Origin of the sequence: Rhodanobacter sp. PCA2, from assembly GCF_013620825.1 — a bacterium.
Lineage (GTDB): Bacteria > Pseudomonadota > Gammaproteobacteria > Xanthomonadales > Rhodanobacteraceae > Rhodanobacter_A.
Genome location: NZ_NJIC01000054.1, coordinates 29,542 through 51,914, shown reverse-complemented (window position 1 = coordinate 51,914; position 22,373 = coordinate 29,542). Strand labels below are relative to the sequence as shown.

Annotated in this window: 23 protein-coding genes and 1 pseudogene; 15 read left to right on the top strand and 9 right to left on the bottom strand. The window is 70.4% G+C overall.

The annotated features are described in order from the left end of the window. Together PCA_RS17730 and PCA_RS16885 are read right to left on the bottom strand one after the other, a co-directional pair. A pseudogene (locus PCA_RS17730) lies at positions 1 to 285 on the bottom strand (diaminopimelate epimerase); the annotation flags it as partial. Positions 286 to 295: 10 nt separating this feature from the next. After that, the gene (locus PCA_RS16885; protein WP_181303783.1) at positions 296 to 481 is read right to left on the bottom strand and encodes a lipoprotein; all 186 of its coding nucleotides are present in this window, start codon (positions 479 to 481) and stop codon (positions 296 to 298) included. 126 nt (positions 482 to 607) lie between these two features. Between PCA_RS16885 and PCA_RS16880 the strand changes: the two genes are divergently transcribed. Then, positions 608 to 1,297, top strand: a complete 690-nt coding sequence (locus PCA_RS16880) for a hypothetical protein (protein ID WP_181303782.1) — start codon at positions 608 to 610, stop codon at positions 1,295 to 1,297. Between the two features lie 318 nt (positions 1,298 to 1,615). Here PCA_RS16880 and PCA_RS16875 read toward each other — a convergent pair whose 3' ends face one another. Further along, the gene (locus PCA_RS16875; protein ID WP_181303781.1) at positions 1,616 to 2,089 is read right to left on the bottom strand and encodes an N-acetyltransferase; all 474 of its coding nucleotides are present in this window, start codon (positions 2,087 to 2,089) and stop codon (positions 1,616 to 1,618) included. A 241-nt stretch (positions 2,090 to 2,330) separates the two neighbouring features. Here PCA_RS16875 and PCA_RS16870 point away from each other — a divergent pair, with 241 nt between their 5' ends. After that, positions 2,331 to 3,815, top strand: coding sequence for a RimK family protein (locus PCA_RS16870; RefSeq protein ID WP_181303780.1), 1,485 nt, complete (start codon positions 2,331 to 2,333; stop codon positions 3,813 to 3,815). Between the two features lie 175 nt (positions 3,816 to 3,990). Here the strand turns inward: PCA_RS16870 and PCA_RS16865 are convergent, their stop codons facing one another. Next, a complete protein-coding gene (locus PCA_RS16865) occupies positions 3,991 to 4,272 on the bottom strand; it encodes a hypothetical protein (protein WP_343204546.1) in 282 nt (93 codons plus the stop codon). Positions 4,273 to 4,352: 80 nt separating this feature from the next. On the opposite strand from PCA_RS16865, the gene aroE reads away from it, so the two are divergent. The 3 genes from aroE to PCA_RS16850 all read left to right on the top strand — a co-directional run bounded on the left by aroE (position 4,353) and on the right by PCA_RS16850 (position 7,779). Beyond that, the gene (gene aroE, locus PCA_RS16860; protein WP_181303779.1) at positions 4,353 to 5,180 is read left to right on the top strand and encodes a shikimate dehydrogenase; all 828 of its coding nucleotides are present in this window, start codon (positions 4,353 to 4,355) and stop codon (positions 5,178 to 5,180) included. A 183-nt stretch (positions 5,181 to 5,363) separates the two neighbouring features. Then, entirely contained in the window at positions 5,364 to 7,106 is a 1,743-nt protein-coding gene (locus PCA_RS16855; protein ID WP_181303778.1) for a peptide-N4-asparagine amidase, read from the top strand. Positions 7,107 to 7,224: 118 nt separating this feature from the next. Further along, positions 7,225 to 7,779, top strand: coding sequence for a hypothetical protein (locus PCA_RS16850; RefSeq protein ID WP_255436940.1), 555 nt, complete (start codon positions 7,225 to 7,227; stop codon positions 7,777 to 7,779). Positions 7,780 to 7,785: 6 nt separating this feature from the next. Here the strand turns inward: PCA_RS16850 and PCA_RS16845 are convergent, their stop codons facing one another. Both PCA_RS16845 and PCA_RS16840 read right to left on the bottom strand, forming a co-directional pair. Beyond that, positions 7,786 to 8,316, bottom strand: coding sequence for a gamma carbonic anhydrase family protein (locus PCA_RS16845; RefSeq protein WP_181303777.1), 531 nt, complete (start codon positions 8,314 to 8,316; stop codon positions 7,786 to 7,788). A gap of 143 nt (positions 8,317 to 8,459) precedes the next feature. Then, positions 8,460 to 10,181 carry a patatin-like phospholipase family protein gene (locus PCA_RS16840; RefSeq protein WP_181303776.1) on the bottom strand — a complete coding sequence of 574 codons (1,722 nt, stop codon included), beginning with the start codon at positions 10,179 to 10,181 and terminating at the stop codon, positions 8,460 to 8,462. 103 nt (positions 10,182 to 10,284) lie between these two features. Between PCA_RS16840 and PCA_RS16835 the strand changes: the two genes are divergently transcribed. Then, positions 10,285 to 12,345 carry a M3 family metallopeptidase gene (locus PCA_RS16835; RefSeq protein ID WP_181303775.1) on the top strand — a complete coding sequence of 687 codons (2,061 nt, stop codon included), beginning with the start codon at positions 10,285 to 10,287 and terminating at the stop codon, positions 12,343 to 12,345. Between the two features lie 42 nt (positions 12,346 to 12,387). Here the strand turns inward: PCA_RS16835 and PCA_RS16830 are convergent, their stop codons facing one another. Together PCA_RS16830 and PCA_RS16825 are read right to left on the bottom strand one after the other, a co-directional pair. Beyond that, a complete protein-coding gene (locus PCA_RS16830) occupies positions 12,388 to 13,089 on the bottom strand; it encodes a GPP34 family phosphoprotein (protein WP_181303774.1) in 702 nt (233 codons plus the stop codon). Between the two features lie 123 nt (positions 13,090 to 13,212). Then, entirely contained in the window at positions 13,213 to 13,422 is a 210-nt protein-coding gene (locus PCA_RS16825) for a cold-shock protein (RefSeq protein WP_077480516.1), read from the bottom strand. A 267-nt stretch (positions 13,423 to 13,689) separates the two neighbouring features. On the opposite strand from PCA_RS16825, the gene xth reads away from it, so the two are divergent. The 9 genes from xth to PCA_RS16780 all read left to right on the top strand — a co-directional run bounded on the left by xth (position 13,690) and on the right by PCA_RS16780 (position 21,288). Then, entirely contained in the window at positions 13,690 to 14,469 is a 780-nt protein-coding gene (gene xth / locus PCA_RS16820) for an exodeoxyribonuclease III (protein ID WP_181303773.1), read from the top strand. Beyond that, on the top strand, positions 14,466 to 15,155 hold the full coding sequence (locus tag PCA_RS16815) for a YecA family protein (protein WP_181303772.1): 690 nt from the start codon (positions 14,466 to 14,468) through the stop codon (positions 15,153 to 15,155). The genes xth and PCA_RS16815 overlap by 4 nt, the downstream gene beginning before the upstream one ends. A 501-nt stretch (positions 15,156 to 15,656) precedes the next feature. Next, positions 15,657 to 16,490, top strand: coding sequence for a pirin family protein (locus PCA_RS16810; protein WP_181303771.1), 834 nt, complete (start codon positions 15,657 to 15,659; stop codon positions 16,488 to 16,490). Positions 16,491 to 16,849: 359 nt separating this feature from the next. Continuing rightward, positions 16,850 to 17,308, top strand: a complete 459-nt coding sequence (locus PCA_RS16805; RefSeq protein ID WP_181303770.1) for an SPFH domain-containing protein — start codon at positions 16,850 to 16,852, stop codon at positions 17,306 to 17,308. A gap of 181 nt (positions 17,309 to 17,489) precedes the next feature. Then, on the top strand, positions 17,490 to 18,125 hold the full coding sequence (gene rsmG / locus PCA_RS16800; RefSeq protein WP_181303769.1) for a 16S rRNA (guanine(527)-N(7))-methyltransferase RsmG: 636 nt from the start codon (positions 17,490 to 17,492) through the stop codon (positions 18,123 to 18,125). A gap of 46 nt (positions 18,126 to 18,171) precedes the next feature. Next, positions 18,172 to 19,053, top strand: coding sequence for a ParA family protein (locus PCA_RS16795; RefSeq protein WP_181303768.1), 882 nt, complete (start codon positions 18,172 to 18,174; stop codon positions 19,051 to 19,053). Between the two features lie 9 nt (positions 19,054 to 19,062). Further along, a complete protein-coding gene (locus PCA_RS16790) occupies positions 19,063 to 19,929 on the top strand; it encodes a ParB/RepB/Spo0J family partition protein (RefSeq protein WP_181303767.1) in 867 nt (288 codons plus the stop codon). Between the two features lie 208 nt (positions 19,930 to 20,137). Further along, a complete protein-coding gene (locus tag PCA_RS16785; protein ID WP_181303766.1) occupies positions 20,138 to 20,854 on the top strand; it encodes a glycosyltransferase in 717 nt (238 codons plus the stop codon). Positions 20,855 to 20,919: 65 nt separating this feature from the next. Beyond that, complete coding sequence (locus PCA_RS16780) at positions 20,920 to 21,288, top strand: DUF488 domain-containing protein (protein ID WP_181303765.1); 369 nt, start codon at positions 20,920 to 20,922, stop codon at positions 21,286 to 21,288. Positions 21,289 to 21,292: 4 nt separating this feature from the next. Here PCA_RS16780 and PCA_RS16775 read toward each other — a convergent pair whose 3' ends face one another. Continuing rightward, positions 21,293 to 22,231 (bottom strand): patatin-like phospholipase family protein, encoded by a 939-nt coding sequence (locus PCA_RS16775; protein ID WP_181303764.1) that lies wholly within the window; start codon positions 22,229 to 22,231, stop codon positions 21,293 to 21,295. Between the last annotated feature and the right edge of the window lie 142 nt (positions 22,232 to 22,373).

The following is a 22,373-nucleotide window of genomic DNA, read 5'->3' as shown; positions in this document are numbered from 1 at the left end:
GCTGCATCGCGCCAGCACGCCGGCGCGATGCAGCCATGCGGCCACGCAACGCACGCCGTTGCCGCACTGGCCCGAGGGCGAGCCGTCGGTGTTCCAGATGCCGTAATGGAACGCGCAGGACGGATCGCGCGCCGGCTCCACGCTGAGCAACTGGTCGAAGCCCACGCCGGTGTGGCGGTCGGCCAGCGCGCGGATGCCGGCCACGTCCAGCGCGAACGGCGTTGCGCGGCAGTCCAGCACGACGAAGTCGTTGCCGAGGCCGTGCATCTTGGAAAAGCGCAGCATCCGCCAGCGCTCAGTGCGTGGCGCTGCTGGCCGCGGGAGCCGGCGCCGCCTGGGTGGCGGCCGGCGCGGGCTGGGCCTTGGGCGGCACGTACACCGGCGGATGCGGATTGTCCGGCATGTACAGCGGGCCCTTGTTGCCGCAGCCGGCAAGCGCGAGGGTGACGAGGCAGAGCGGCAGCAGCAGCGGACGGCGCATGGTCGGGTACCCGTGGATTGCCTGGGGGAATGGGCGGGACGGCACCGCAGGCGCCGATGACGCACGCAGTATAGCGAGCGTGCGGGTGCGGCTTATCATGCGCGGGCCTTCCCCGCGGAAATCCCGATGAACCTGATCGAGCTGCTGCGCCTGCCCGTCACGGCGCTGCTCGTGCTGGCGGCGGTCCTGCTGCTGCTGAGCCTGCTGCAACTGCTGACGCTGCGGCGCCGCCTCGATGCCGGTGCGCGGCTGGCCGCGTGCTGGCATGGATTGCTGTGCGTGGCGTGTTTCGCGCTGGCCGTGCTGCTGGGTGCGGGCGGCTGGGCGCTGCGCGGCTATCGGCTGCTGGGCGAGGAAACCCCGGTGGTGGAGATCGACGCGCGCATCCTTTCGCCGCAGCGCTGGGCCGTCACGCTGTCGTGGCCCGACGGCGACACGCGCCAGCTGCAGCTGGCTGGCGACGACTGGCGCGTCGAGGCGGTGGTGCTGCGGTGGAAACTGCCTGCCCTGCTCGCCGGGCTGCCGCCGCTGTACCGGCTGGACCGCATCGACGGCCGCTACGACGATCCCGCCCGGGAAGCGAGCGCACCGCGCACCGTGACCGGCCTCGGTTCCGCCGACGGCTTCGACCTGCTCGACCTGCACCGGCAGTATCCGCGCGCATTGCCGATGGTGGACGCGGTCTACGGCAGCGGCACCTTCCTGCCGCTGGTGGACGGCGGCCACTACAGCGTCAGCCTCACGCGCAGCGGTGCGCTGGTGGCGCGGCCGGATGCGGCCACGCAGCAGCGCATCAGCGCGCCGCTGGGTCGGTAGCCGCATCGCGCGCGCACAAGACTGGTCTGATTTCGCTCGTCATTCCTGCGGCTTTCAACGGCCGAAGGGCCGGTCAAGCAGGAGGCGCTTCACAACAGCGAAGCTGGTCATCCAGTGTCTTGGTGTTCCGGCGTGCAGGCACTGGATGACTCGCTGCGCTCGCCCCTTCGGGGCCGCCCGTGGGCGCTCTGCGCGCTTTGCGCTTGTCCGGCTTGACCGGCCCTTCGGCCGTTGAAAGCCGCTGGGATGACGAGCAAGGCAGTCGATGGTGAACGGAAACCCGCTCTCGCCGCCTGCGCGGCAAGCTCGCAGGCCCTGTCAGGCGGCCTGCGCCACCAGCAGCTTCTCGTAGCGCCAGGCGTCGGCGCCGTCCTCGTAGTAGCCCGCGGCATGGCCGATGCGGCGGTAGCCCAGTCGCTCGTACAGGCGCACGGCGCCGGGGTTGTCGGTGCGCACTTCCAGCCGCAGCGCGCGGCAGCGCCGGCGGCGCGCCAGTTGTTCGGCGGCGTCGAGCAGGGCGCTGCCCACGCCCTGGCCGCGCGCCTCGTGGTGGGTGGCGATCGAATACAGCCGCGCCACGCCGCTGCGCTTGCGGAAGAACAGCACCACGGTGCCGAGGAAACGGTGCGGCCCGGTGCTGGCCACCAGCACCTTCGCGCTGTCGCTGTCGAGGTGGCGGCGGAATTGCGCGCGGCTCAGCCGGTCGCTCTCGAAGCTGTGATGCTCCAGCGCCACCAGGTCGTCGAGGTCGGAAAGCTCGGCGGAGCGGATGCGCATGTTGGCCGTCGGCATGGGGAGGGCTTCCTGGAATCGGGCGATGCAAGCCGCCGGGCGGCGCCCGAAAGGCGCCGGCCCGGCGGCAAGCCGGGCGGACTGTAGTGCCCGGGCGCCGGGGCGGCAATCGCGGCGCGGCGCGGGCACTCAGAAAAGGTTCATTGCCGCGGCCCGCGGCATGCGACACTGCGCGCTCGCGCGTCCCCGCCGCCCTGTGCGCAGGGCGTTTCCCCCCGCAATCGCAAGCCTGAGTGGTGACATGGCCCGTCTGGTCATCGTGGTCGAGAAAGCCTCCGACTGGGGCTCCTACTACCCGTCCGTGGACGTGGTCAGCGCCATGGACTACCTGCGCGAGCCGGCGGGCGCCGACGACGAACGCACCCACGTCCTCAACCTCTGCCGCAGCTACAAGTACCTGGGCACCGGCTACTACGTGTCGCTGCTGGCCGAGGCGCGCGGGCACCGGGTGATGCCGTCGGTGCGCACGGTGAACGACCTGCGCCGGCGCTCGCTGTACGGCGTGGACATCGAGGACCTCAACCAGAAGCTCACCCACTTCCTGCCCGCGGGCGGACGTGACACCACCGACTTCGGCATCCTGGTCTACTTCGGCGAGACCGCCTACCCCGCGCTGCAGGACCTGGCGCGGCAGGTGTTCGAATCCTTTCCCTGCCCGCTGCTGCGCATCGAGTTCGAGCGCGACCGCGTGTGGCAGGTCAGCTCGATCAAGCCGGTGGGCCTGCACACGCTGGACGACGCCCAGGAAGATGCGTTCGCCGAGGAGCTTGACCGCTTCTCGCGCAAGCTGTGGCGCAAGCCGCGCGCGCGCAAGCTGTACCGCTACGACCTGGCGATGCTGGTCGACCCCAACGAGCAGATGCCGCCGTCGAACAAGAAGGCGCTGAAAGCTTTCGTCGCCGCCGGCAAGGAACTCGGCATCGAGGTCGACACGATCGGCAAGAACGACTACCAGCGCCTCGCCGAGTACGACGGCCTGTTCATCCGCGAGACCACCGCCAGCGACAACCACACCTACCGCTTCGCCCACCGCGCGGAGAAGGAAGGCATGGTGGTGATCGACGATCCGACCTCGATCCTGCGCTGCACGAACAAGATCTTCCTCAACGACCTGATGGTCTCGCGCAAGCTCGCGGTGCCGCGCACCGAGATCCTCTACCGCGACGACAGCAAGGGCATGAAGGAAGTGGCCGCGCGGCTGGGCTACCCGCTGGTGCTGAAGATCCCCGACGGCTCGTTCTCGCGCGGCGTGGTGCGGGTGGAGAACGAGGCGGCGCTGGACAAGGCCAGCAGCGAACTGTTCCAGCACAGCGCGCTGCTGCTGGCGCAGGAATACGTGTACACCGAGTTCGACTGGCGCATCGGCGTGCTCAACCGCGAGCCGCTGTACGCGTGCAAGTACTACATGTCGCGCGGCCACTGGCAGATCTACAACCACGCCGCCAAGGGCGACGCGAAATCCGGCGGCTTCGAGACGCTGCCGGTGGACCAGGCGCCGCCCGAGGTGCTGAAGCTGGCGCTCAAGGCCACCAGCGCGGTGGGCCACGGCTTCTACGGCGTGGACCTCAAGCAGGTGGGCGACAAGCCGGTGGTGATCGAGGTCAACGACAACCCCTCGGTGGATGCCGGCGTCGAGGACGCGCACCTGGGCAGCGAGCTGTACCTGCGCGTGATGCAGGAATTCCTGCGCCGGATGGAGCGCAAGCGGCAGGGCATCGGCGCCTGAGGGCGCACCGGCACGGCTGCGCTCGCGCAAACGGGCCGCGCCGGCCGTTGCCTTCCTGCAACAGCCGGCGGCTGGCGTGTTCCCTCACGCTGCCGGGCGACGCAAGGCATCCTGCTCCCGCGCCCGGCGACCCACCGCGACCTGCCTGTCGCGGCCGTTCCACTGCCAGATGGAATCAGTACCGGCGCCGCGCGTGCCTATGCATCAGCAGCTGCCGCGGCAGGCCCGGTTCGAGGATCAGCAGCAGCGCCAGCGGCGCCGCCAGCAGCCACAGCAGCGGCGCCCAGCCCAGCAGCGCGGTATGCGCCGGCACCAGGGTGGTGAGCAGCAGCGCGCCGCCGCCGGCCAGCCATGCCAGGGCGATGCCCAGCAGGCGGTCGTGGCGGCGGCGGTCGATGGTGGGGTTGCGCATGGCGGCGTCCTCGCAGGTGGTGGACGCAGCATGCGTGGCCGTCATCTCACGGCCTGCGACGGCGCGGCGGATCGGCGCGTGGCGTGCCGCCACCTACAATGGGGCTTCCACACCGGGAGCACCGCATGAGCCAGCCATCCCAGTTCGCCGTGTTCGGCCATCCGGTCGCGCACTCGCTGTCGCCGCGCATCCACCAGGCCTTCGCGCAGCAGTCCGGCATCGCGCTGGAGTACCGCGCCATCGACGCGACGCCGGAGGCGTTCGCCGCCGCGGTGCGCGGGTTCTTCGCCGCGGGCGGCGCGGGCGCGAACATCACGCTGCCGCACAAGGGCGCCGCGTTCGCGCTGGCGGACGAACGCAGCGAGGCGGCCACGCGCGCCGGCAGCGCGAACGTGCTCTCCCCCCTGCCCGGTGGCCGGCTCGCCGCGCACAACACCGACGGCGCCGGCCTGCTGCGCGACCTCACCGAGCGCCACGGCGCCGACCTGCGCGGTCGCGACGCCTTGCTGCTGGGTGCCGGCGGCGCGGCGCGCAGCGCAGCCTGGGCGCTGCTGGATGCGGGCGTGGAGACGCTGACCATCGTCAACCGCACGCCGGAAACCGCCGACGCGCTGGCCGACGCGATCGGCGAACCCGCCCGCGTGCACACGCGCTACTGGGACGATCTTGCGAACCTCGGCAGCTACGACCTCATCCTCAACGCAACGTCGGCCGGGGTGCTGGGCGGCGGACTGAACCTGCCGATGTCGCTGGTGGGCGCGCGCGCGTCCTGCTACGACCTGGCCTACGGCGCCGCGGCGGTCGGCTTCATCGCCTGGGCGACGGCCGCGGGTGCGCGCCATGCGTGGGACGGGCTGGGCATGCTGGTGGAGCAGGCGGCCGAGGCGTTCGCGCTGTGGCACGGCACGCGCCCCGACACCGAGCCGGTGTACCAGTCGCTGCGCGACGGCTGATCGCGCCGCGGAAATCGCGCCTGCATCGATGAAGATTTGCGCAAGAAAATGCGCAGTCGAATTTGACCCAGTTTAAAAATCCCGGTGCCAGCATGCGTGCCGCAGGGGATGACCAGGCTTGTCGGGCGAACGCGCGAGCGTCGCATGCAGGCTTGCATGCCGAGGGATAACCGCATGTTGCGCATGAGTACGTTCAGTCGCTGCCTGGCCGTCGCCGGGTTGTCATGGGTTGGCTGCAATGCGTTCGCCGCCGGTGCGGGCAGCAGTCCGGTGGGTTCTTCCAATGTCACGGTCGCCGATCCGGCGGTGCCGCGTCCGGCGGGCACGCCGTGCGTGGTGCAGTTGTTCGCCAACGACGTGTTCAACGATTTCGGCACGCGTCCCTACGGTTACGCGCCACCCGCCGGTTGCGGCACGCACTGGTCCAAGGTGGTGCTGGAGGCGGATTTCTCGGTGACCGCGGGCCGCAACTACGACCGCACCGCCGAGATCTGGCTGAACGGCGTGAACCTGTATTTCGGCACCACCGAGGAGCCGTCGCACAGCCAGCCGCAAAGCTGGCACGTGGAGCGCGACCTCACCGACTACAGCGCGCTGTTCCGGAACGCCAGCCAGGGCCAGGCGATCCTGTGGAACGCCGTCGACAGCACCTACACCGGCGTGTACCACGGCAGCGCGCGGCTGCTGTTCTACCCGGCCTCGGCGCAGGCGCCCGCGCCGCGCGTGCCCGACCAGGTGATCCCGCTGGGCAGCGATCCGGTGGGCAGCACCACCGAGCTGGACAGCTCCACCAGCAGCATGTCGAAGACGCTGAGCCTGCCGCGCAACGTGGAGCGCGCCTATCTCGACGTGTTCACCCAGAGCCAGCACGACGACGAGTTCTGGTACACCTGCGTGCCCGACCAGTACGCCGGCCAGGTGCAGGAATGCGGCGGCGGCAACTTCCGCGAGGCCGAGGTCAGCATCGACGGCCAGCCGGCCGGCGTGGCGCCGGTGTATCCGTGGGTCTACAGCGGCGGCGTCGATCCCTACCTGTGGCGCCCGGTCACCGGCGTGCAGACGCTGAACTTCATGCCCTACCGGGTCGATCTCAGCCCGTTCGCCGGCATGCTCAGCGATGGCGCGCAGCACACGGTGTCGGTGAGCGTGGTCGGCGCGAACAACTATTTCTCCGGCGCCGCGACGCTGCTGCTCTTCCAGGACGCGGGTTCGCAGCAGGTCACCGGCAGCGTGACCCGCAACACCCTGGTCGGGCAGCCGCCGGTGCCGACCATCGGCAGCACGCTGGACGGCAGCGGCAACGGCGCCATCACCACCAGGCTCACGCGGCAGTTCGTGATCGAGGGCAACGTCAACACCTCGCGCGGCCCGATGAAGAGCACAGTGAACCAGGCCGTGGGCTTTGCCGACACCCAGGCCTTCACGATCAACGCGAACACCTACCGCCAGGTGACCGACCAGCTCACCACGGTGAGCAGCACCAGCCGCAGCAAGATCGGCCCGGCCATCGTCAGCCAGTACCAGCAGCAGGTCAGCTACCCGTTCCACCTGGACTACGACCAGGAGGCGCCCGCGGACGGCCACAACTACATCGCCACCTCGGTGCAGCAGGGTTACCGCCTGGTCCGTTCGCGCGGGTTCGGCGGCGGCATCGCGAAGTTCACCGACCAGGTCGGCAATACGCTGGGCAGCACCGACACGCTGCGCTACGACGCGAACTGGAACCTCGTGGGCCACGACGGCCAGTCCAGCTCGCAGGCGTTCACGTACCACGACACGCTGGGCAGCTGCTACGCCGCCAACGTCAGCTCGGCGGCGGGCGTGGTCACCGCCTGGAGCAGCGGCTCGTCCTGCCCGAACGGGCAGAACAGCGTGAACTGGTTCAGCCATCCGGACGGCTCCCCCGACCAGGGCGACAGCCAGTAACGCCGGCCGCGCCGGGGCAAGTCATCGCACTGACATGATGCACCGCTAGCTTGCCGCCACGGTCGCGGCCGTCCCCCCGGGGGGACGGCCGCGATCGCGGTTCCGGTCAGGGGGCATCATGCAAGGTCTAGCTTCATTCTTTTCGCGCCGCCCGGTATGGCTGGGCGGACTTCTGGTCCTGCTGCTGCTGGTGGCCGGCGGCGGCTGGTGGCGCTTGAATGCCCGTGCCAGCGCGGTGCCGGCGCACGACGAAAGCGGCGTGGGTATCCTGCTGGGCCTGGCGGCCGACGCGCTGCGCGATGGGCGCCGCGTGGCCCCGGTGGGCAGCAACGCATTCGAGTTCTACTTCAGCGTGCTGCAGATGGACCCGCAGAACCGCACTGCGCTCGCCAGGCTGCGCGACGCGTTCAAGCCGGCCTGCGATGACCTGGAGCAGACGATCACCGCGGGCGACCTCGACGACGCGCAGCGCGAGCTGCAGTTGCTGCGCGCCTACGACGCCGGCAACTACAAGTACGACCCGGCGCACTACGAACTGCACGCGAACGACTACAAGCTCGCCCTGCTGGGCGGCTACCTCGATGCCCAGCGACGGCTGCTGGACCGCAAGCACGCGGAGGAGGCGGCGGCGATGGCGGTGCAGCGCGAAGGGGCATCCGCCGCGGCGCAGTGAGCACGCTCAGCCGGCGAGGTAGTCGTCCTTCAGCCGCACGTAATACGCGGCCGAATACAGCAGCTGTTCGACCTGTTCGTCGCTGAGCCGGCGCGCGAACTTCGCCGGGTTGCCCAGCCACAGCTCGCGCTCGCCCACCACCTTGCCGGGCGGCACCAGCGCGCCGGCGCCGACGAAGCCGTATTTCTTCACCACCGCGCCGTCGAGCACGCTGGCGTGCATGCCGATAAGGCAGCCGTCCTCGATGGTGCAGGCATGCACCACCGCCGCGTGGCCGATGGTGACGTCAGCGCCGATCAGGCAGGGGAAGCCCGGACCGTAACGGCCGGCGTGCGCCACGTGCACGATCGCGCCGTCCTGGATGTTGCTGCGCGCGCCCACGCGGATGTGATTCACGTCGCCGCGCAACACCGCGCCGGGCCAGATCGACACGTCCTCGGCCAGCACCACGTCGCCGATCACGCTGGCGGCGGGGTCGACATAGACGCGTTCACCGATGACGGGCGCGATGCCCTTGTAGCTGCGCAAGGTAGTCATCGCCTCATTCTAGCCGCACCGCCAAACCCCCTCTCCCTTGAAAAGCCCCTCTCCCTCCGGGAGAGGGGTTGGGGTGAGGGCGCGGTCGAAGCGGAATCGCAGAGGTGGCCGAAACTTCTCCTCCGGCCCTCTCCCGGAAAGAGTCACCTGCGCTCCGCCTCGAGCACGCGCATCGTCTCTCGATAGCCCGCCTCCACCGCTTTCTCCCAGTCCTTCCAGTCCAGCGAACCGACATGCTCCAGCGGCGGCGTGATCAGCCGCTGCGCCAGCGCGCGGCAGTGCTCGCCGGCCTCCTCGCTGTTGACCATCGCGGCGCGGGTGAGCGTGGACACCAGCCGTGGCCAGCGCGGTTCGCTGCGCTGTTGCAGCAGCAGGCGCCACCATGGCGGCGTGGCGAAATCGTCGACGCCGCCGCGCAGTTCGATGTCGGCGCGGATGCTTACCGCAGTGATGTGGGCGAGGCCGTCGGCGGCCATCACGTCGGTGGGCAGGTTGTCCACCAGCGCGCCGTCCACGTAGACCTCGCCGTGCTTCAGCACCGGCGGCAGCACGCCGGGGATCGCGCTGGAGGCGCGCAGCCAGAGCCACAGCGGCCCGTGCCGGTGCACCACGCGGCCCGCGCCGGAGAGGTTGGTGGAGACGCAGAAGAACGGCGTGGGCAGGTCCTCGATGTCGATCGCGCCGAACACCTCGCGCATCAGCGTCGCGGCGCGGCGGCCGCGGGTCAGCGCCACCAGCGGCAGGGTCCAGTCCGACAGCGGGCGGCCGCGCACGAAGGCGGCGTGGTACTTGCGCATCAGCGTCGGCGTATCCCAGCCGTCCGCCACGCCGGCGCCGATGATCGCCCCGATGCTGGTGCCGCCGACCGCGTCGAACACGTGGCCGGCCTCGCGCAGCGCCTTCAGCGCGCCGAGGTGGGCCAGTCCGCGCGCGCCGCCGCCGGCCAGCACCAGGCCGCGGCCATGGCCGCTGGCCAGCCGCGCCACGCGCGCGACGTCGTCCTCGCCACGGATGTGGTGATGCTGCAGCGCGCCGCTGAACTGCGCGCGCCAGCGCTGCGCCACGCCCAGCTGCACCTGGCGCCCTGCGTGCAGCAGCAGCAGGTGGCGCGGGCGGTGCCGCACGCGCGAGGGATGGCCGGGCGCGGCCTCCGGCCAGGGCCGTGCCGGCTTGGCGGCCAGCGCGGGCAGCAGCAGCACGTCGGCCTGGCGCAGGCAGCGCTGGCGCCACAGCGCATCGCCGGTGCTGTCGAGGTAGATCACGAAGCGTGCCTCGGCCTCGCGCTCGGCGAACCAGTCGCTGCCGCGGTTGGCGCCCGCTTCGGCGTCGATCACCGTGCAGCTGCCGTGCGCCTCCAGCGCCTTCGCCAGCTGCAGCGCCAGCGGACGCACGGGCACGCCGGTGTCCACCGGCAGGATGGCGAAGGTGCGCGGCTTGTCCGGCGTGCTGTCGCGCTGTCCGTCCTGCAGCAGTTGCTGCATCGCCACGCGGGCCACGTCCAGCATCGCGCGGGGATGGTGCTCGATCAGCGCCTCGTACGCGCTGCGGTCCAGCCGCAGCAGTTCGGAATCGCGCAGCGCGCGCACGGAAAGGCGGTGGCCGTCCTCGCCGAGCAGGCTGGCCTCGCCCACGCATTCGCCGGCCGCCAGCTGGTGCAGCAGGGTGGTGGGGCCGTCGAACACGCCGAGGCTGCCGCTGCGCAGCAGGTACAGCGCGTCGGCCGGATCGCCCGCCTTGAACAGGTATTGCCCGCCGGGCACGCACAGCCAGCGCATCTGCCGGCCCAGCGCCGCACGCTGCGCATCGCCCAGGTGGGCGAACAGCGCGGTGCGACCCATCAGTTCGGCCAGCTCGGTCGGCGACATGCCGCGGATGCTACGCCCCCGGCATGACAGCTGAATCCGTCACGCCTCCGTGCTTGCTTTCGCCCGGTCCGCTCGCCACGCTTCGCGTCGACAAGGAGCTTCCATGAACCATGACAACCCGCTGCTGGCCGACGACGCGCTGCCGGCGTTTTCCCGCATCCGTCCCGGGCACGTGGCGCCGGCGATCGACGCCCTGCTGGCCGACGACCGCGCCGCCATCGCGGCGCTCGCCGCACCCGATGCGCCGCGCGATTTCGCGCACGTGATGCTGGGCCAGGAGCGGTTGGAACAACGCCTCGCCCGCGCCTGGGCGCCGGTCTCGCACCTGCATTCGGTGGCCGACAGCCCCGCGCTGCGCGAGGTCTACGGCCCGGCCGAGGAAAAGCTCACCGACTACGGCCTGGAACAGGGCCAGAACCGCCAGCTCTACGCCGCCGTGCAGGCCGTGGCCGACGCGCCCGCGTTCGCCGCGCTGGGCCGGCCCGAGCGCGCGCTGGTGGAACATGCGCTGCACGATTTCAGGCTGTCCGGCGTGGCGCTGGAGGAGCCCGCGCGCACGCGCTTCCGCGAGATCGGCGTGGAGCTCAGCAAGCTGTCCACCGAGTTCTCCAACGCGGTGCTCGACGCCACCGATGCCTGGCACGAGCACGTCACCGACGAGCGCGACCTCGCCGGCATCCCCGAGTCCGGCCGCGCGGTGCTGCGCCAGTACGCGAAGGAACAGGACCTGGACGGCTACCTCGTCACGCTGAAGCAGCCCAGCGTGCAGGCCGTGCTCACCTACGCCGACAACCGCGGCCTGCGCGAGCGCGTGTACTGGGCCTACCAGACGCGCGCTTCCGACCAGGGCCCGCACGCCGGCAAGTACGACAACTCCGCGCGCATCGAACGCATCATGGCGCTGCGCCACGAGGCCGCGCAGCTGCTCGGCTACGCCAACGCGGCCGAGGAATCGCTGGCCACCAAGATGGCCGGCTCGCCCACCGAGGTGATGGAATTCCTGCACGACCTCGCCGCGCGCGCGAAGCCGGTGGCGCAGCGCGAGCTGGCCACGCTGCGCGATTTCGCGCGCAGCGAGCTGGGGCTGGACATGCTGGAGCCCTGGGACGTGGCCTACGCGTCCGAGAAGCTGCGCCAGCGCAGCTACGACCTCGACGAGGAACAGCTCAAGCCCTACTTCCCGCTGCCCGCGGTGATCGACGGGTTGTGGGCCATCGTGCACAAGCTCTACGGCATCCGCCTTGCGCCGCGCGAGGGCGTCGACGTGTGGCATCCCGACGTGCGCTACTACGACGTGCAGGACGCCGACGGCCGCGTCTTCGCCGGCGCCTACGTCGACCTCTATGCGCGCAACGGCAAGCGCGGCGGCGCGTGGATGGACGTGTGCCGCGCCCGCTTCGACGACGGCGACGCGAAACAGCTGCCGGTGGCCTTCCTCACCTGCAACTTCGCGCCGCCCACCGAGGGCCGGCCCGCCTTGCTGACGCACGACGACGTGCTCACCCTGTTCCACGAATTCGGCCACGGCCTGCACCACCTGCTCACCGAGATCGCCCTGCCCTCCATCGGCGGCATCGACGGCGTGGAGTGGGACGCGGTGGAACTGCCCAGCCAGTTCATGGAGAACTTCGGCTGGAACCGCGAGGCGCTGGACCTGTTCGCGCGCCACTGGCAGACCGGCGAAACGCTGCCGGAGGAGCTGTTCCGGCGCATGCTGGCGGCGCGGCATTTCCACGCCGGCCTGTTCCTGGTGCGCCAGCTGGAATTCGCGCTGTTCGACTTCAGCCTGCACCTGGGCTACGACCCCGCGCGGGGCGCCCGCGCGCTGGCCGTGCTGGGCGAGGCGCGCAAGCAGGTGGCGGTGCTGCACCCGCCGGCGTGGCAGCGCTTCCCGCATGCGTTCTCGCATGTCTTCGCGGGCGGCTACGCGGCCGGTTACTACAGCTACCTGTGGGCCGAACTGCTCAGCGCCGACGCGTTCGGCGCGTTCGAGGACGCGGCGAAGCAAGGCGGCAGCGTGATCGATCCCGCCACCGGCGAACGCTTCCGCCGCGAGGTGCTGTCCGTGGGCGCCAGCCGCCCCGCGCTGGAAAGCTTCGTCGCGTTCCGCGGCCGCAAGCCCGAGTCGGAGGCCCTGCTGCGCAGCCACGGCCTGCTCGAATGACGCGCTGAGCGCGTCAGGTCGCCACGGCTTGCCGCGCCGCCTTCAGTGGCAGCTCGCGCTGGTGGCGGCACAGGCCGCGGACGTCGCGGCGATGGTGGAAGCGACGATGGCGCCGCTCATCGCCGCCATGACGGCGGCCGCCTGGGCCTGCTGGACCGCGTTCGCCACGCTGTCGGCCGCCAGGCGTTGCGGATCGTCGAGTTGCGCGACGCGGGCCTTTATCGCGGCGTGTTGCGCCTTCGGGTACAGCGCGTCCAGCAGCTGGCACGCCGTGGCGAGATGGATCAAGGCCGCGATGGGTGCATCCGGCCGCGCGCCGTGCAGCAGCGCGTCGTCGAGGCGGGCGCGGACGTCGTGCTCGACGCGTCCGTCGCGCTCCGGATACACCGTGTGATGGAACAGCAGCAGGATGCGTTGCTCGCGCTTTTCCAGCGTGCCCTGCGCCACCAGGCGGTCCAGCAGGCGCTGGCGCAGTCCGGGCGACCCGCCGGAGAGGCGGGCGATCCAGTGCGCGACGGTCTTGCCGGGCCTGGCCTCGATGTCGCGCAAGGCGTCGTCCAGGATCGCGTCCCCGGTCGTGCCGACGGCGGACAGCTTTTCCCCGTCCATCCGCAGCAGGCCACGCAGGCCCAGCTCCATCAGCACGCCGCCGGCCAGGCCATACGGCAGGCCCAGCGCCGCCTGGGGCAGCACCGTGCCGCGTTCGTCGTCGAGGGCGAGCAGCAACAGATCGTCGGCAAGCATGGCAACCTCCATGGGCGATGCCGCCAGCCTGCAGGCCGGCGCCGGCGATTGCAATGCCGACAGGCGCGCAAAGAAAAAGCCCGCCTTGCGGCGGGCTTTCCCAGGCGACGGAGTGCCGAAGGCTCAGGCCTTCTGCACTTCCTCGGCCTGCAGGCCCTTCGGACCCTTGGTGACCACGAAAGTGACGCGCTCGCCTTCCTGCAGCGACTTGAAGCCGTTGCCCTGGATCGCGCGGAAATGCACGAACAGGTCCTCACCGCTTTCCGGGGTGATGAAGCCGAAGCCCTTGGCGTCGTTGAACCACTTGACCGTACCGCTCTGACGTTCCGACATGACACATACCTTTGAAACATGAATGGTTTGCGGTCGGACGGAGCGCCTGGCCGCAATATGGAGCAGGAAATCCGAGTCCTCCCCGGCCCTTGCCACGGCGAGCTTACATGGAAAACCCGTCGGATGCCGGGCTGCGTTACGGGCGGTTCAGCTACCGGCAACCCGGGCCCGGGCCGCTACGCGGGGGTTTCCCGTCGCCCGTCGCTGGCGCTCCCGGGCCGCGGCGGCGGGGTTTGGAGATCACGGACAGGCACTTACAATGCCGGCATGAAGATCGCCTCGTGGAACGTGAACTCGCTGAAGGTGCGCCTGCCGCAGCTGACGCAGTGGCTGGCGGACGCGCAGCCGGACATCGTGGCGCTGCAGGAAACCAAGCTGGAGGATGCGAAGTTCCCCGCGGCCGAACTGGCCGCCGCGGGCTATCGCGCGGTGTTTTCCGGACAGAAGACCTACAACGGCGTGGCGATCCTCGCCCGCGACGCGCTCGGCGACTTCGCCGACGTGGTCACCGACATTCCCGGGCTGGACGACCCGCAGCGGCGCATCCTCGCCGCCAGCGTGGGCGGCCTGCGCGTGGTCGACCTCTACGTGGTCAACGGCAAGGCGGTGGGCGACGAGAAATACGCCTACAAGCTGCACTGGCTGGAGCGCGTGCGCGAATTCCTCGCCCGCGAGATCGAGCGCCACCCGCACCTGGTGGTGCTGGGCGACTTCAACATCGCGCCGGACGACCGCGACGTGTACGACCCCGTCGCCTGGGGCGAGGACATCCTGTGCTCGCCGCCCGAGCGCGCCGCGCTGAAGGCGATCACCGACCTGGGCATGCACGACAGCTTCCGGCTGTTCGAAAGCGACGGCAGCCACTACAGCTGGTGGGACTACCGGCAAGCCGCGTTCCGTCGCAACATGGGCCTGCGCATCGACCTGATCCTGCTCGGCGACGCCTTGAAACCCGCCGCCGTCGCCGCGGCGATCGATCGGGAACCGCGGCGCTGGGAGCGCCCCTCCGACCACACGCCGGTGACCGTGCAACTGGATATTCGATGAACACTAGCAAGACCGACTGGCCCAGCTCCCTCACCGACAACGAACTCGACGAACTGGACCGCTACCTGCGCGCCCACACCAGCGGCGAGGACGGCCGCCTGCTGCTGGACGGCGTGCACGGCCTGCTCAGCGCGCTCGCGGTGGGACCGCTGCAGGTGCTGCCGGACGAATGGCTGCCCGAGGTGCTGCACGAGCCGTTCGCCGACGAGGCCGAAGGCAACCGCGTGCTGGAGCTGCTGGCCAAGCTCAACGACTCGATCAGCGCCGAGCTGGACGTGGACGCCTACGAGCCCGTGCTGGGCGAGGTCGACACCGACACCGGCCCGCAGCTCTCCGCCGCCGGCTGGTGCGAAGGCTTCAGCCGCGGCATCGACCTGCGCGCCGTGCTGTGGGAAAGCCGCCTCGCCGACGACCCCCAGCTGATGGAACTGCTGGGCCCGGTGATGGCGCTGGCGGTGGACGACGGCGTGCTCAGCTCCGAGGCCGAATTCGAGAAGCTCAGCGACGAGGAATACGACGAGTGCCTGGCCCAGGTGCCCGCCGTGCTCGAGGCCGTGGGCCAGTACTGGCAGGCCAAGCCCGTCACCGAGGAGGAACTCGAGGCGATGGTGCAGCGACACACCGAACCCGAACCCCGCGGCGACAACGCGCCGCCGCGCCACCGCAGCGGACACTGGGTGCACTGAGCCACGGCGAAAGCCGCGGGCCATGGATGACCCCCACGCCAGCCGATCGCTCAGCGATCGGCTGGCGGAGCCCGAGCCGGCCATCGGCCGGGCCGGGCGAGTCCGAAAAGCGCCGGAAAGCGCTTTTTGGACAATCAATCACAGCCTTGGCTTGGGAAGGTCCGACTAATCGACTGCCCCCCCGTCATTCCTGCGGCTTTCAACGGCCGAAGGGCCGGTCAAGCAGGAGGCGCTTCACAACAGCGAAGCTGGTCATCCAGTGCCTTTGTGTTCCATGGCCTGCAGGCACTGGATGACTCGCTGCGCTCGCCCCTTCGGGGCCGCCCTGCGGGCGTTCTGCGCGCTTTGCGCTTGTCCAGCCTTCGCTGGGATGACGAGCAAAGTCAGAGCATCCCGCGGGCCTCCTGGTTCGCACAGCGAAACAATCTGTTCCGACGGCGCGGCTTGGATAACGCCCCGCACGCGCGCATCTTGGCGGCATCAACTCACCGGAGCATCGCCATGAGCGAACGCCGCATCATCCGCCGCATCCGCGGCATCGACACCGCCGACGGCGCGGGCGTGAAGCTGAAGCGCATCATCGGCCAGCCCGGGCTGGACATGCTCGACCCCTTCCTGCTGCTGGACGAGTTCCGCTCCGACAGCGCCGACGACTACATCGCCGGCTTCCCCGAGCATCCGCACCGCGGCTTCGAGACGGTCACCTACATGCTGGCCGGCCACATGCAGCACGGCGACAACCACGGCAACCGCGGCGACCTCGTGGCCGGCAGCGTGCAGTGGATGACCGCCGGGCGCGGCATCCTGCATTCGGAGATGCCGCAACAGGAAGACGGCCTGATGTGGGGCTTCCAGCTGTGGGTGAACCTGCCCGCCAGCGACAAGATGACCGCGCCGCGCTACCAGGACATCGGCCCCGAACGCATCCCGGTGGTGCATCCGGCCGAGGGCGTCACCGTGAAGGTGATCGCCGGCGAGCTGGCCGGCGCCACCGGCCCGGTGGCCGGCATCGTCACCGCGCCGGTGTACCTGGACATCGCGGTCGAACCGGGCGCCCAGATCGAGGTTCCGCTGCCGGAAGGGCATCACGCCTTCGCCTACGTGTTCGACGGCGCGGATGCCCAGGTGGCCGGCGACAGGCTCGCCCGCAGCGAGCTGGCGGTGCTGTCGCCCGGCGACAGCGTGCGCATCGGCGGCGGTGAGGCGCCGGCGCGGGTGCTGCTGGTCGCGGGCCGGCCGCTCAACGAGCAGGTCACCCGCTACGGACCGTTCGTGATGAACACGCCCGAGCAGATCCACGAGGCGATCGCCGACTTCCGCGCCGGCAAGTTCTGACCCAACGGGTCCATATCTGCCCCGGCCCGCGGGCCGGGGCGTGGCGCGTGGCACGGCGAAGCCGTCCGCGAGGGCAGCCCGAATACGGAAAAAACGCACCGGATCGACACCCGGGGCGTGACCGCCCGCCCAATCAGGCGCCGAACCACCCTGTGCACGCCTGCGGCCAGCCCATTTGGTACGGCCGATGCATGGCTTTCCGCAGCCAGTCGGGACCGACAAACCGCCGCGATACAAGGACTTGCAAGTGGCGTGGAATCGTCGTTAAATTAAGATTAATCTTCGCAGGCACATACGACTGTATCATCAACCTGCAGTCCCACACGACATTTTACATGTAACTCACTGATTTCAAAATCATGTTTGCCCTGATCCTCGCCACCACCCTCAGTCTGCTCGCGCTTGCCGTCCTGGCGGTGAAGCATGTGCCGGACGGACAGGTCTACAGCCTGTACCGCCACGGCAAGCCGGTGCGGCTGCTGCAGCCGGGCACCCACGTGGTGTTGCCGTTGCTGGACCGGGTCGGGCATCGCATCGACCTGGGCGGGCGCGTGCTGCGCTTCGAGGAACCGCTGGCCGATGCGCGCGACGTGCGCGGCACCGTGTACTGGCAGGTGCTGGAGCCCGAGCGGGCCGACGCGGTGATCGAACAGGCCGACCAGCTGATCCGCCGCGGCGCGCTGGAAGCGTTGAACGGCGAGGCCGAGGCGGCCGCGCACGACCGGCGCGCGCTGGGCCAGCAGCTCAAGCAGAGCCTCAACGGCATGCTGCGCGCGCGCGGCGTGATGGTGACCCGGGTGGAGCTGGATTTCGCCTGAGTCCTCAGCAGGATTCGCGCAGGCCGCCCGAGAGCGCCGCGTGTGAGGGGCCGAAGCAAGCCTTGAACCCGCCACCCGGCGGGTTTTCCTTTTTCCGGGGCGTGCGGCCGTGGCGATGATGATGATCGCCAGGACCATTCTGCCGGATACTGCCCGGCCCATTCCCGCCACAGGATTCCGCATGACCGCCCGCGCCGCCCTGCAGCAACGCCTGGAACAGGGCCTCGCCACGCTGGGCCTCGCCTTGCCCGCCGATGCGGTGCAGCGCCTGCTGGACTACCAGGCCTTGCTGGAACGCTGGAACGCCGCCTACAACCTCACCGCGGTGCGCGACCCGGCCGAGATGGTCACCCGCCACCTGCTGGATTCGCTGGCGATCCTGCCGTTCGTGCAGGGCGGGACCCTGGCCGACCTCGGCACCGGCCCCGGCCTGCCCGGCATCCCGCTGGCGATCGCCGCGCCAGGACGGCAGATCCTGCTGGTGGACTCCAATGGCAAGAAGGTGCGCTTCCTGCGCGAGGCGATCCGCGCGCTGCGGCTGGAAGGCGTGCGCGCCGTGCAGTCGCGGGTGGAGGAGGTCGAGGGCAGCTTCGACTGCATCACCGCGCGCGCCTTCGCCAGCCTCGCCGACATGCTGGCCTGGGGCGGCCACCTGCTGGCGCCCGGCGGCATCTGGCTGGCGATGAAGGGCAGGGCGCCCGACGAGGAACTGCCCGGCGTGCCGCCCGGTTTCGTGCTGCGCGGCATCCACGCGCTGGCGGTGCCGGGGCTGGAGGCCGAACGCAGCCTGGTGGTGCTGGGCCGCAGCGCGAGCTGAATCCGGCTGCTAATCTAGGTCCCCTTTCGCGCACACGATCGACCACATGGCACGCATCATCGCTGTCGCCAACCAGAAGGGCGGCGTCGGCAAGACCACCACGGCAGTGAACCTCGCGGCGGCGCTGGCCGCGGCGAAGCGCCGCGTGCTGCTGGTCGATCTGGACCCGCAGGGCAACGCCACCATGGCTTCCGGCGTGGACAAGCACACGGCGCGCCCGAACGGCTGCGCGGTGCTGCTGGAGGAGGCCACGGCGGCCGAGGCCGTGGTCGCCACCGAAGGCCACTACGACCTGCTGCCCGGCAACGGCGACCTCACCGCGGCCGAACTGAAGCTGATGGACACGCTGGCGCGCGAGCACCGGCTGAAGGAACAGCTTGCCGCGGTGGGCAGCCGCTACGACACCATCCTGATCGACTGCCCGCCCTCGCTGAACCTGCTCACGCTCAACGCGCTCACCGCCGCCGACGGCGTGCTGATTCCGGTGCAGTGCGAATACTTCGCGCTGGAAGGCCTGTCCAGCCTGCTGGAGACGGTCAAGGCGGTGCGCCAGCGGCTGAACCCGAAGCTGGAGATCGAAGGCCTGCTGCGCACCATGTACGACGTGCGCAACAACCTCGGCAACGAGGTCTCGGCCCAGCTCACCACGCATTTCGGCGACAAGGTGCTGCGCTCGATCATCCCGCGCAACGTGCGGCTCGCCGAGGCGCCCAGCCACGGCCAGCCGATCCACCTGTACGACCGCAGCTCGCGCGGCGCGATCGCCTACATCGGCCTGGCCGGCGAGATCATCCGCCGCGAGCGCGGCCTGCCGCCGGCGCCGGTCGGGGCGCCCGAGCCGCCCGAGCCGGCCGATGTCCCCGCGCAGCCCGCGCCGGGTCCGCTGGGCGTGGGCCTCAAGGCCCCCGCCGCCAACCACCAGGATTGAGGCTCAGGAATGGCTGCTGCAAAGAAACGTGGACTGGGACGCGGGCTGGACGTGCTGCTGGGCGGCGACGGCGCCGCCGCGCCGGTGCTGGAACAGGAAGGCGAGCTGCGCACGCTGCCGATCCAGCAGATCCAGCCCGGCAAGTACCAGCCGCGCCGCCACTGGAACGACGAGGCGCTGGACGAGCTGGCCGCGTCGATCAAGGCGCAGGGCCTGATCCAGCCGGTGGTGGTGCGCGCCATCGGCCGCAACAGCTACGAGCTGATCGCCGGCGAACGCCGCTGGCGCGCCGCCCAGCGCGCCCAGCTCGCCGAGCTTCCCGCGCTGGTGAAGGAGGTGCCGGAAGTCGCGGTGCCCGCGATGGCGCTGATCGAGAACATCCAGCGCCAGGACCTCACGCCGCTGGAAGAAGCCGATGCGCTGAAGCGCCTGATCGGCGACTTCGAGCTCACCCACCAGCAGGCCGCCGACGCGGTGGGCCGCTCGCGCGCCGCCGTGACCAACCTGCTGCGCCTCACCGAGATGCCCGACGCCATCAAGAAGCTGCTCGACGAGGGCAAGCTGGAGATGGGCCACGCACGCTGCCTGCTCACCCTGGACGAAACCATCGCCGTGCCGCTGGCCCGCCAGGCGGCGACGCTGGGCTGGTCGGTGCGCGAACTGGAAGACGCCGCCCGCCGCGCCCAGGCCGAACCCAGGGGCAAGGCCAAACGCGCCCCCGCCCGCGATCCCAACATCGACGCGCTGGAGCGCGAACTGGGCGAACGCTTCGCCACCCGCGTGGAAGTCGCCACGGGCAGCGGCGGCCGCGGCAAGCTGGTGATCCACTACCACAGCAACGACGAGCTGGAAGGCATCCTCGGCAAGTTGCGCTGAGGCAACACGTCCCCACCTGTTTGCTCCGTTTCCCGTGCCCACCTTGTTGCCCCGTTCGCCCTGAGCGTAGCGAAGCGAAGTCGAAGGGCAGCCCTTCGACTTCGGCTCTGCGAGCCTGCGCTCAGGGCGAACGGCGGGGCGCCGGGCCGTTCTCCGCTGGTCACCCGCATCGGCGATAATGGCCACTGACCGTTTCCGGACCGGCCCCATGCCCCAGCTCTCCGTCGTCGTACCCGTGTTCAACGAGCGCGACAACATCCCGCCGCTGCTCGCCGAGATCGCCGCTGCGCTGCGCGGCAAGTTCGACTACGAAGTGGTCTACGTCGACGACGACTCCGCCGACGACAGCCGCGCGGTGCTCGATGCGCAGAAGGCGCAGCATCCCGAGTTGCGCGTGCTGCATCACGTCACCCGCAGCGGACAGAGCACGGCGGTGTGGAACGGCGTGCGCGCGGCGCGCGGCACGTGGATCGCCACGCTGGACGGCGACGGCCAGAACGATCCCGCCGACATCCCGAAACTGCTCGCCGCCCGCGACGCCGCGGCGCCCGGGGTGAAGCTGTTCGCCGGCTGGCGCACCACGCGGCGCGACAGCTTCAACAAGCGCATCTCCTCGAAGGTCGCCAACGCGGTGCGCTCGCGCATGCTGAGGGACGCCACGCCCGACACCGGCTGCGGGCTCAAGCTGTTCGAGCGCGAGGTGTTCCTGCGCCTGCCCTATTTCGACCACATGCACCGCTACCTGCCCGCGCTGGTGAAGCGCGCCGGCTTCCAGAGCACCAGCGTGCCGGTGGGCCATCGCCCGCGCACCGCGGGCGTGTCCAAGTACGGCATGCTCGACCGCCTGTGGGTGGGCCTGGCCGACCTGCGCGGCGTGGCGTGGCTGATGCGCCGGGGCAAGGTGACGAAGGTCGAAGAGCTCTGACCTGCATCACGCCCGCACGCTGATGCGGGCGTATGCTTGGATGCATTCCCATCGGGGAGTGCGACATGAGCATTGCCGTGAAACGCGTCTACGAGCCGTCCGCGAAATCCGACGGCTATCGCGTGCTGATCGATCGCCTGTGGCCGCGCGGGCTGAAGAAGGAAGACGTGCCGCTGGACCTGTGGGCCAAGGAGCTGGCGCCGTCCACCGCGCTGCGCCAGTGGTTCGGCCACGACCCGGTGCGCTGGGAAGGCTTCCGCCAGCGCTACGCCGGCGAGCTGGACAAACACGCCGAGTACTGGCGACCGCTGGCCGAACGCGCCGCGAAGCATCCCGTCACCCTGCTCTACGGCGCCCGCGACGAGGAGCACAACAACGCGGTGGTGATGAAGGCCTACCTGGAAAACTGGCTGCACACGCACGGGCCGCGCTGAGCGCTCAGCGCTCGGGCGCGATCGCCTGCGGCCAGTTCGCCAGCGCCTCGCGCGCCTGTTGCCGGCCCAGCTCGATCAGTTCGCGGGCGCGGTAGAACTCGTAGGGACTGGCCATGTTGCGCGGCAGCTGGATCAGCAGGTCCGGCTCGTAGGCGGCGAGGCGCAGCCGCGACAGGTTCGCCTGCATCAGGTCCATCGACTGGGTGAGCAGCTCCAGCGCGCCGGGTTCGCGCGGCAGATCGTCGTTGCCGCCGTGCGGGATCATGCGACCGATGAACGCGCCGATGCGCTGGCGGTAGCCCGGCGCGTCGGCGGTTTCGTCGCCGGTCGGCGCCGGCGGCGGCACCGGTTCGATGGCCGCGCCATCCACGCTCACCGCCATCAGGTAATCCGCCGGCTCGCGGATCAACGGCGTCACCGGCACCGGGTTGAGCAGGCCGCCGTCCACCAGCCGGCGGCCGTCGAGGTGGTGCGGGCGGAACAGCGTGGGGATCGCGATCGAGGCGCGGATCGCGTCGAACAGCGGGCCGCGCGACAGCCATACCTCGCGCTCGCGGTCGATGTCGGTGGCGACCGCGGTGAACGCCAGCGGCAGGTCCTCGATCAATGCGTCGCCGATCAGCCCGCGCAGCGTGCCGATGATCTTCTCGCCCTTGATCAGGCCGCCGCCGGAAAACGTCCAGTCCACCAGCCGCAATACGTCCAGCTTGGCCAGCGCGCTGACCCAGTCGCGGTAAACGTCCAGCTTGCCCATCGCATGCACGCCGCCGATCAGCGCGCCCATCGAGCTGCCGGCGATCGCGGTGATGCGGTAGCCCTGCGCCTCCAGCTCCTCGATCGCGCCGATGTGCGCCAGTCCCTTGGCGCCGCCGGCGCCCAGCGCGAGCGCCACGGTGGGTTGTCGGCGGACGCCGCCGGGCTTGCTGGGAGAGGTGGTGCTCATGCGCGCATTTTGCGCCGGATCGCCCGGATGCGGCAGGCCCGCGTTTTGCGCCGCTGCCGCCGTCGCGTAGCATGCCCCTGGCACCGATGCCGGGTGCGCCAGGATGACCACGATGCCGAGATCACACGGAATGCCGCAGGCG

Excerpts from the sequence above, each read along its gene's own strand:
- PCA_RS16810 (WP_181303771.1), top strand. The coding sequence starts at position 15,657 with ATGAGCGAACGCCGCATCATCCGCCGCATCCGCGGCATCGACACCGCC.
- PCA_RS16875 (WP_181303781.1), bottom strand. The coding sequence starts at position 2,089 with ATGCCGACGGCCAACATGCGCATCCGCTCCGCCGAGCTTTCCGACCTC.
- PCA_RS16790 (WP_181303767.1), top strand. The coding sequence starts at position 19,063 with ATGGCTGCTGCAAAGAAACGTGGACTGGGACGCGGGCTGGACGTGCTG.
- PCA_RS16880 (WP_181303782.1), top strand. The coding sequence starts at position 608 with ATGAACCTGATCGAGCTGCTGCGCCTGCCCGTCACGGCGCTGCTCGTG.
- PCA_RS16855 (WP_181303778.1), top strand. The coding sequence starts at position 5,364 with ATGAGTACGTTCAGTCGCTGCCTGGCCGTCGCCGGGTTGTCATGGGTT.
- PCA_RS16785 (WP_181303766.1), top strand. The coding sequence starts at position 20,138 with ATGCCCCAGCTCTCCGTCGTCGTACCCGTGTTCAACGAGCGCGACAAC.
- PCA_RS16870 (WP_181303780.1), top strand. The coding sequence starts at position 2,331 with ATGGCCCGTCTGGTCATCGTGGTCGAGAAAGCCTCCGACTGGGGCTCC.
- PCA_RS16825 (WP_077480516.1), bottom strand. The coding sequence starts at position 13,422 with ATGTCGGAACGTCAGAGCGGTACGGTCAAGTGGTTCAACGACGCCAAG.
- PCA_RS16830 (WP_181303774.1), bottom strand. The coding sequence starts at position 13,089 with ATGCTTGCCGACGATCTGTTGCTGCTCGCCCTCGACGACGAACGCGGC.
- rsmG (WP_181303769.1), top strand. The coding sequence starts at position 17,490 with ATGACCGCCCGCGCCGCCCTGCAGCAACGCCTGGAACAGGGCCTCGCC.
- PCA_RS16840 (WP_181303776.1), bottom strand. The coding sequence starts at position 10,181 with ATGTCGCCGACCGAGCTGGCCGAACTGATGGGTCGCACCGCGCTGTTC.
- PCA_RS16845 (WP_181303777.1), bottom strand. The coding sequence starts at position 8,316 with ATGACTACCTTGCGCAGCTACAAGGGCATCGCGCCCGTCATCGGTGAA.
- xth (WP_181303773.1), top strand. The coding sequence starts at position 13,690 with ATGAAGATCGCCTCGTGGAACGTGAACTCGCTGAAGGTGCGCCTGCCG.
- PCA_RS16885 (WP_181303783.1), bottom strand. The coding sequence starts at position 481 with ATGCGCCGTCCGCTGCTGCTGCCGCTCTGCCTCGTCACCCTCGCGCTT.
- PCA_RS16815 (WP_181303772.1), top strand. The coding sequence starts at position 14,466 with ATGAACACTAGCAAGACCGACTGGCCCAGCTCCCTCACCGACAACGAA.
- aroE (WP_181303779.1), top strand. The coding sequence starts at position 4,353 with ATGAGCCAGCCATCCCAGTTCGCCGTGTTCGGCCATCCGGTCGCGCAC.
- PCA_RS16850 (WP_255436940.1), top strand. The coding sequence starts at position 7,225 with ATGCAAGGTCTAGCTTCATTCTTTTCGCGCCGCCCGGTATGGCTGGGC.
- PCA_RS16865 (WP_343204546.1), bottom strand. The coding sequence starts at position 4,272 with ATGACGGCCACGCATGCTGCGTCCACCACCTGCGAGGACGCCGCCATG.
- PCA_RS16775 (WP_181303764.1), bottom strand. The coding sequence starts at position 22,231 with ATGAGCACCACCTCTCCCAGCAAGCCCGGCGGCGTCCGCCGACAACCC.
- PCA_RS16780 (WP_181303765.1), top strand. The coding sequence starts at position 20,920 with ATGAGCATTGCCGTGAAACGCGTCTACGAGCCGTCCGCGAAATCCGAC.
- PCA_RS16805 (WP_181303770.1), top strand. The coding sequence starts at position 16,850 with ATGTTTGCCCTGATCCTCGCCACCACCCTCAGTCTGCTCGCGCTTGCC.
- PCA_RS16835 (WP_181303775.1), top strand. The coding sequence starts at position 10,285 with ATGAACCATGACAACCCGCTGCTGGCCGACGACGCGCTGCCGGCGTTT.
- PCA_RS16795 (WP_181303768.1), top strand. The coding sequence starts at position 18,172 with ATGGCACGCATCATCGCTGTCGCCAACCAGAAGGGCGGCGTCGGCAAG.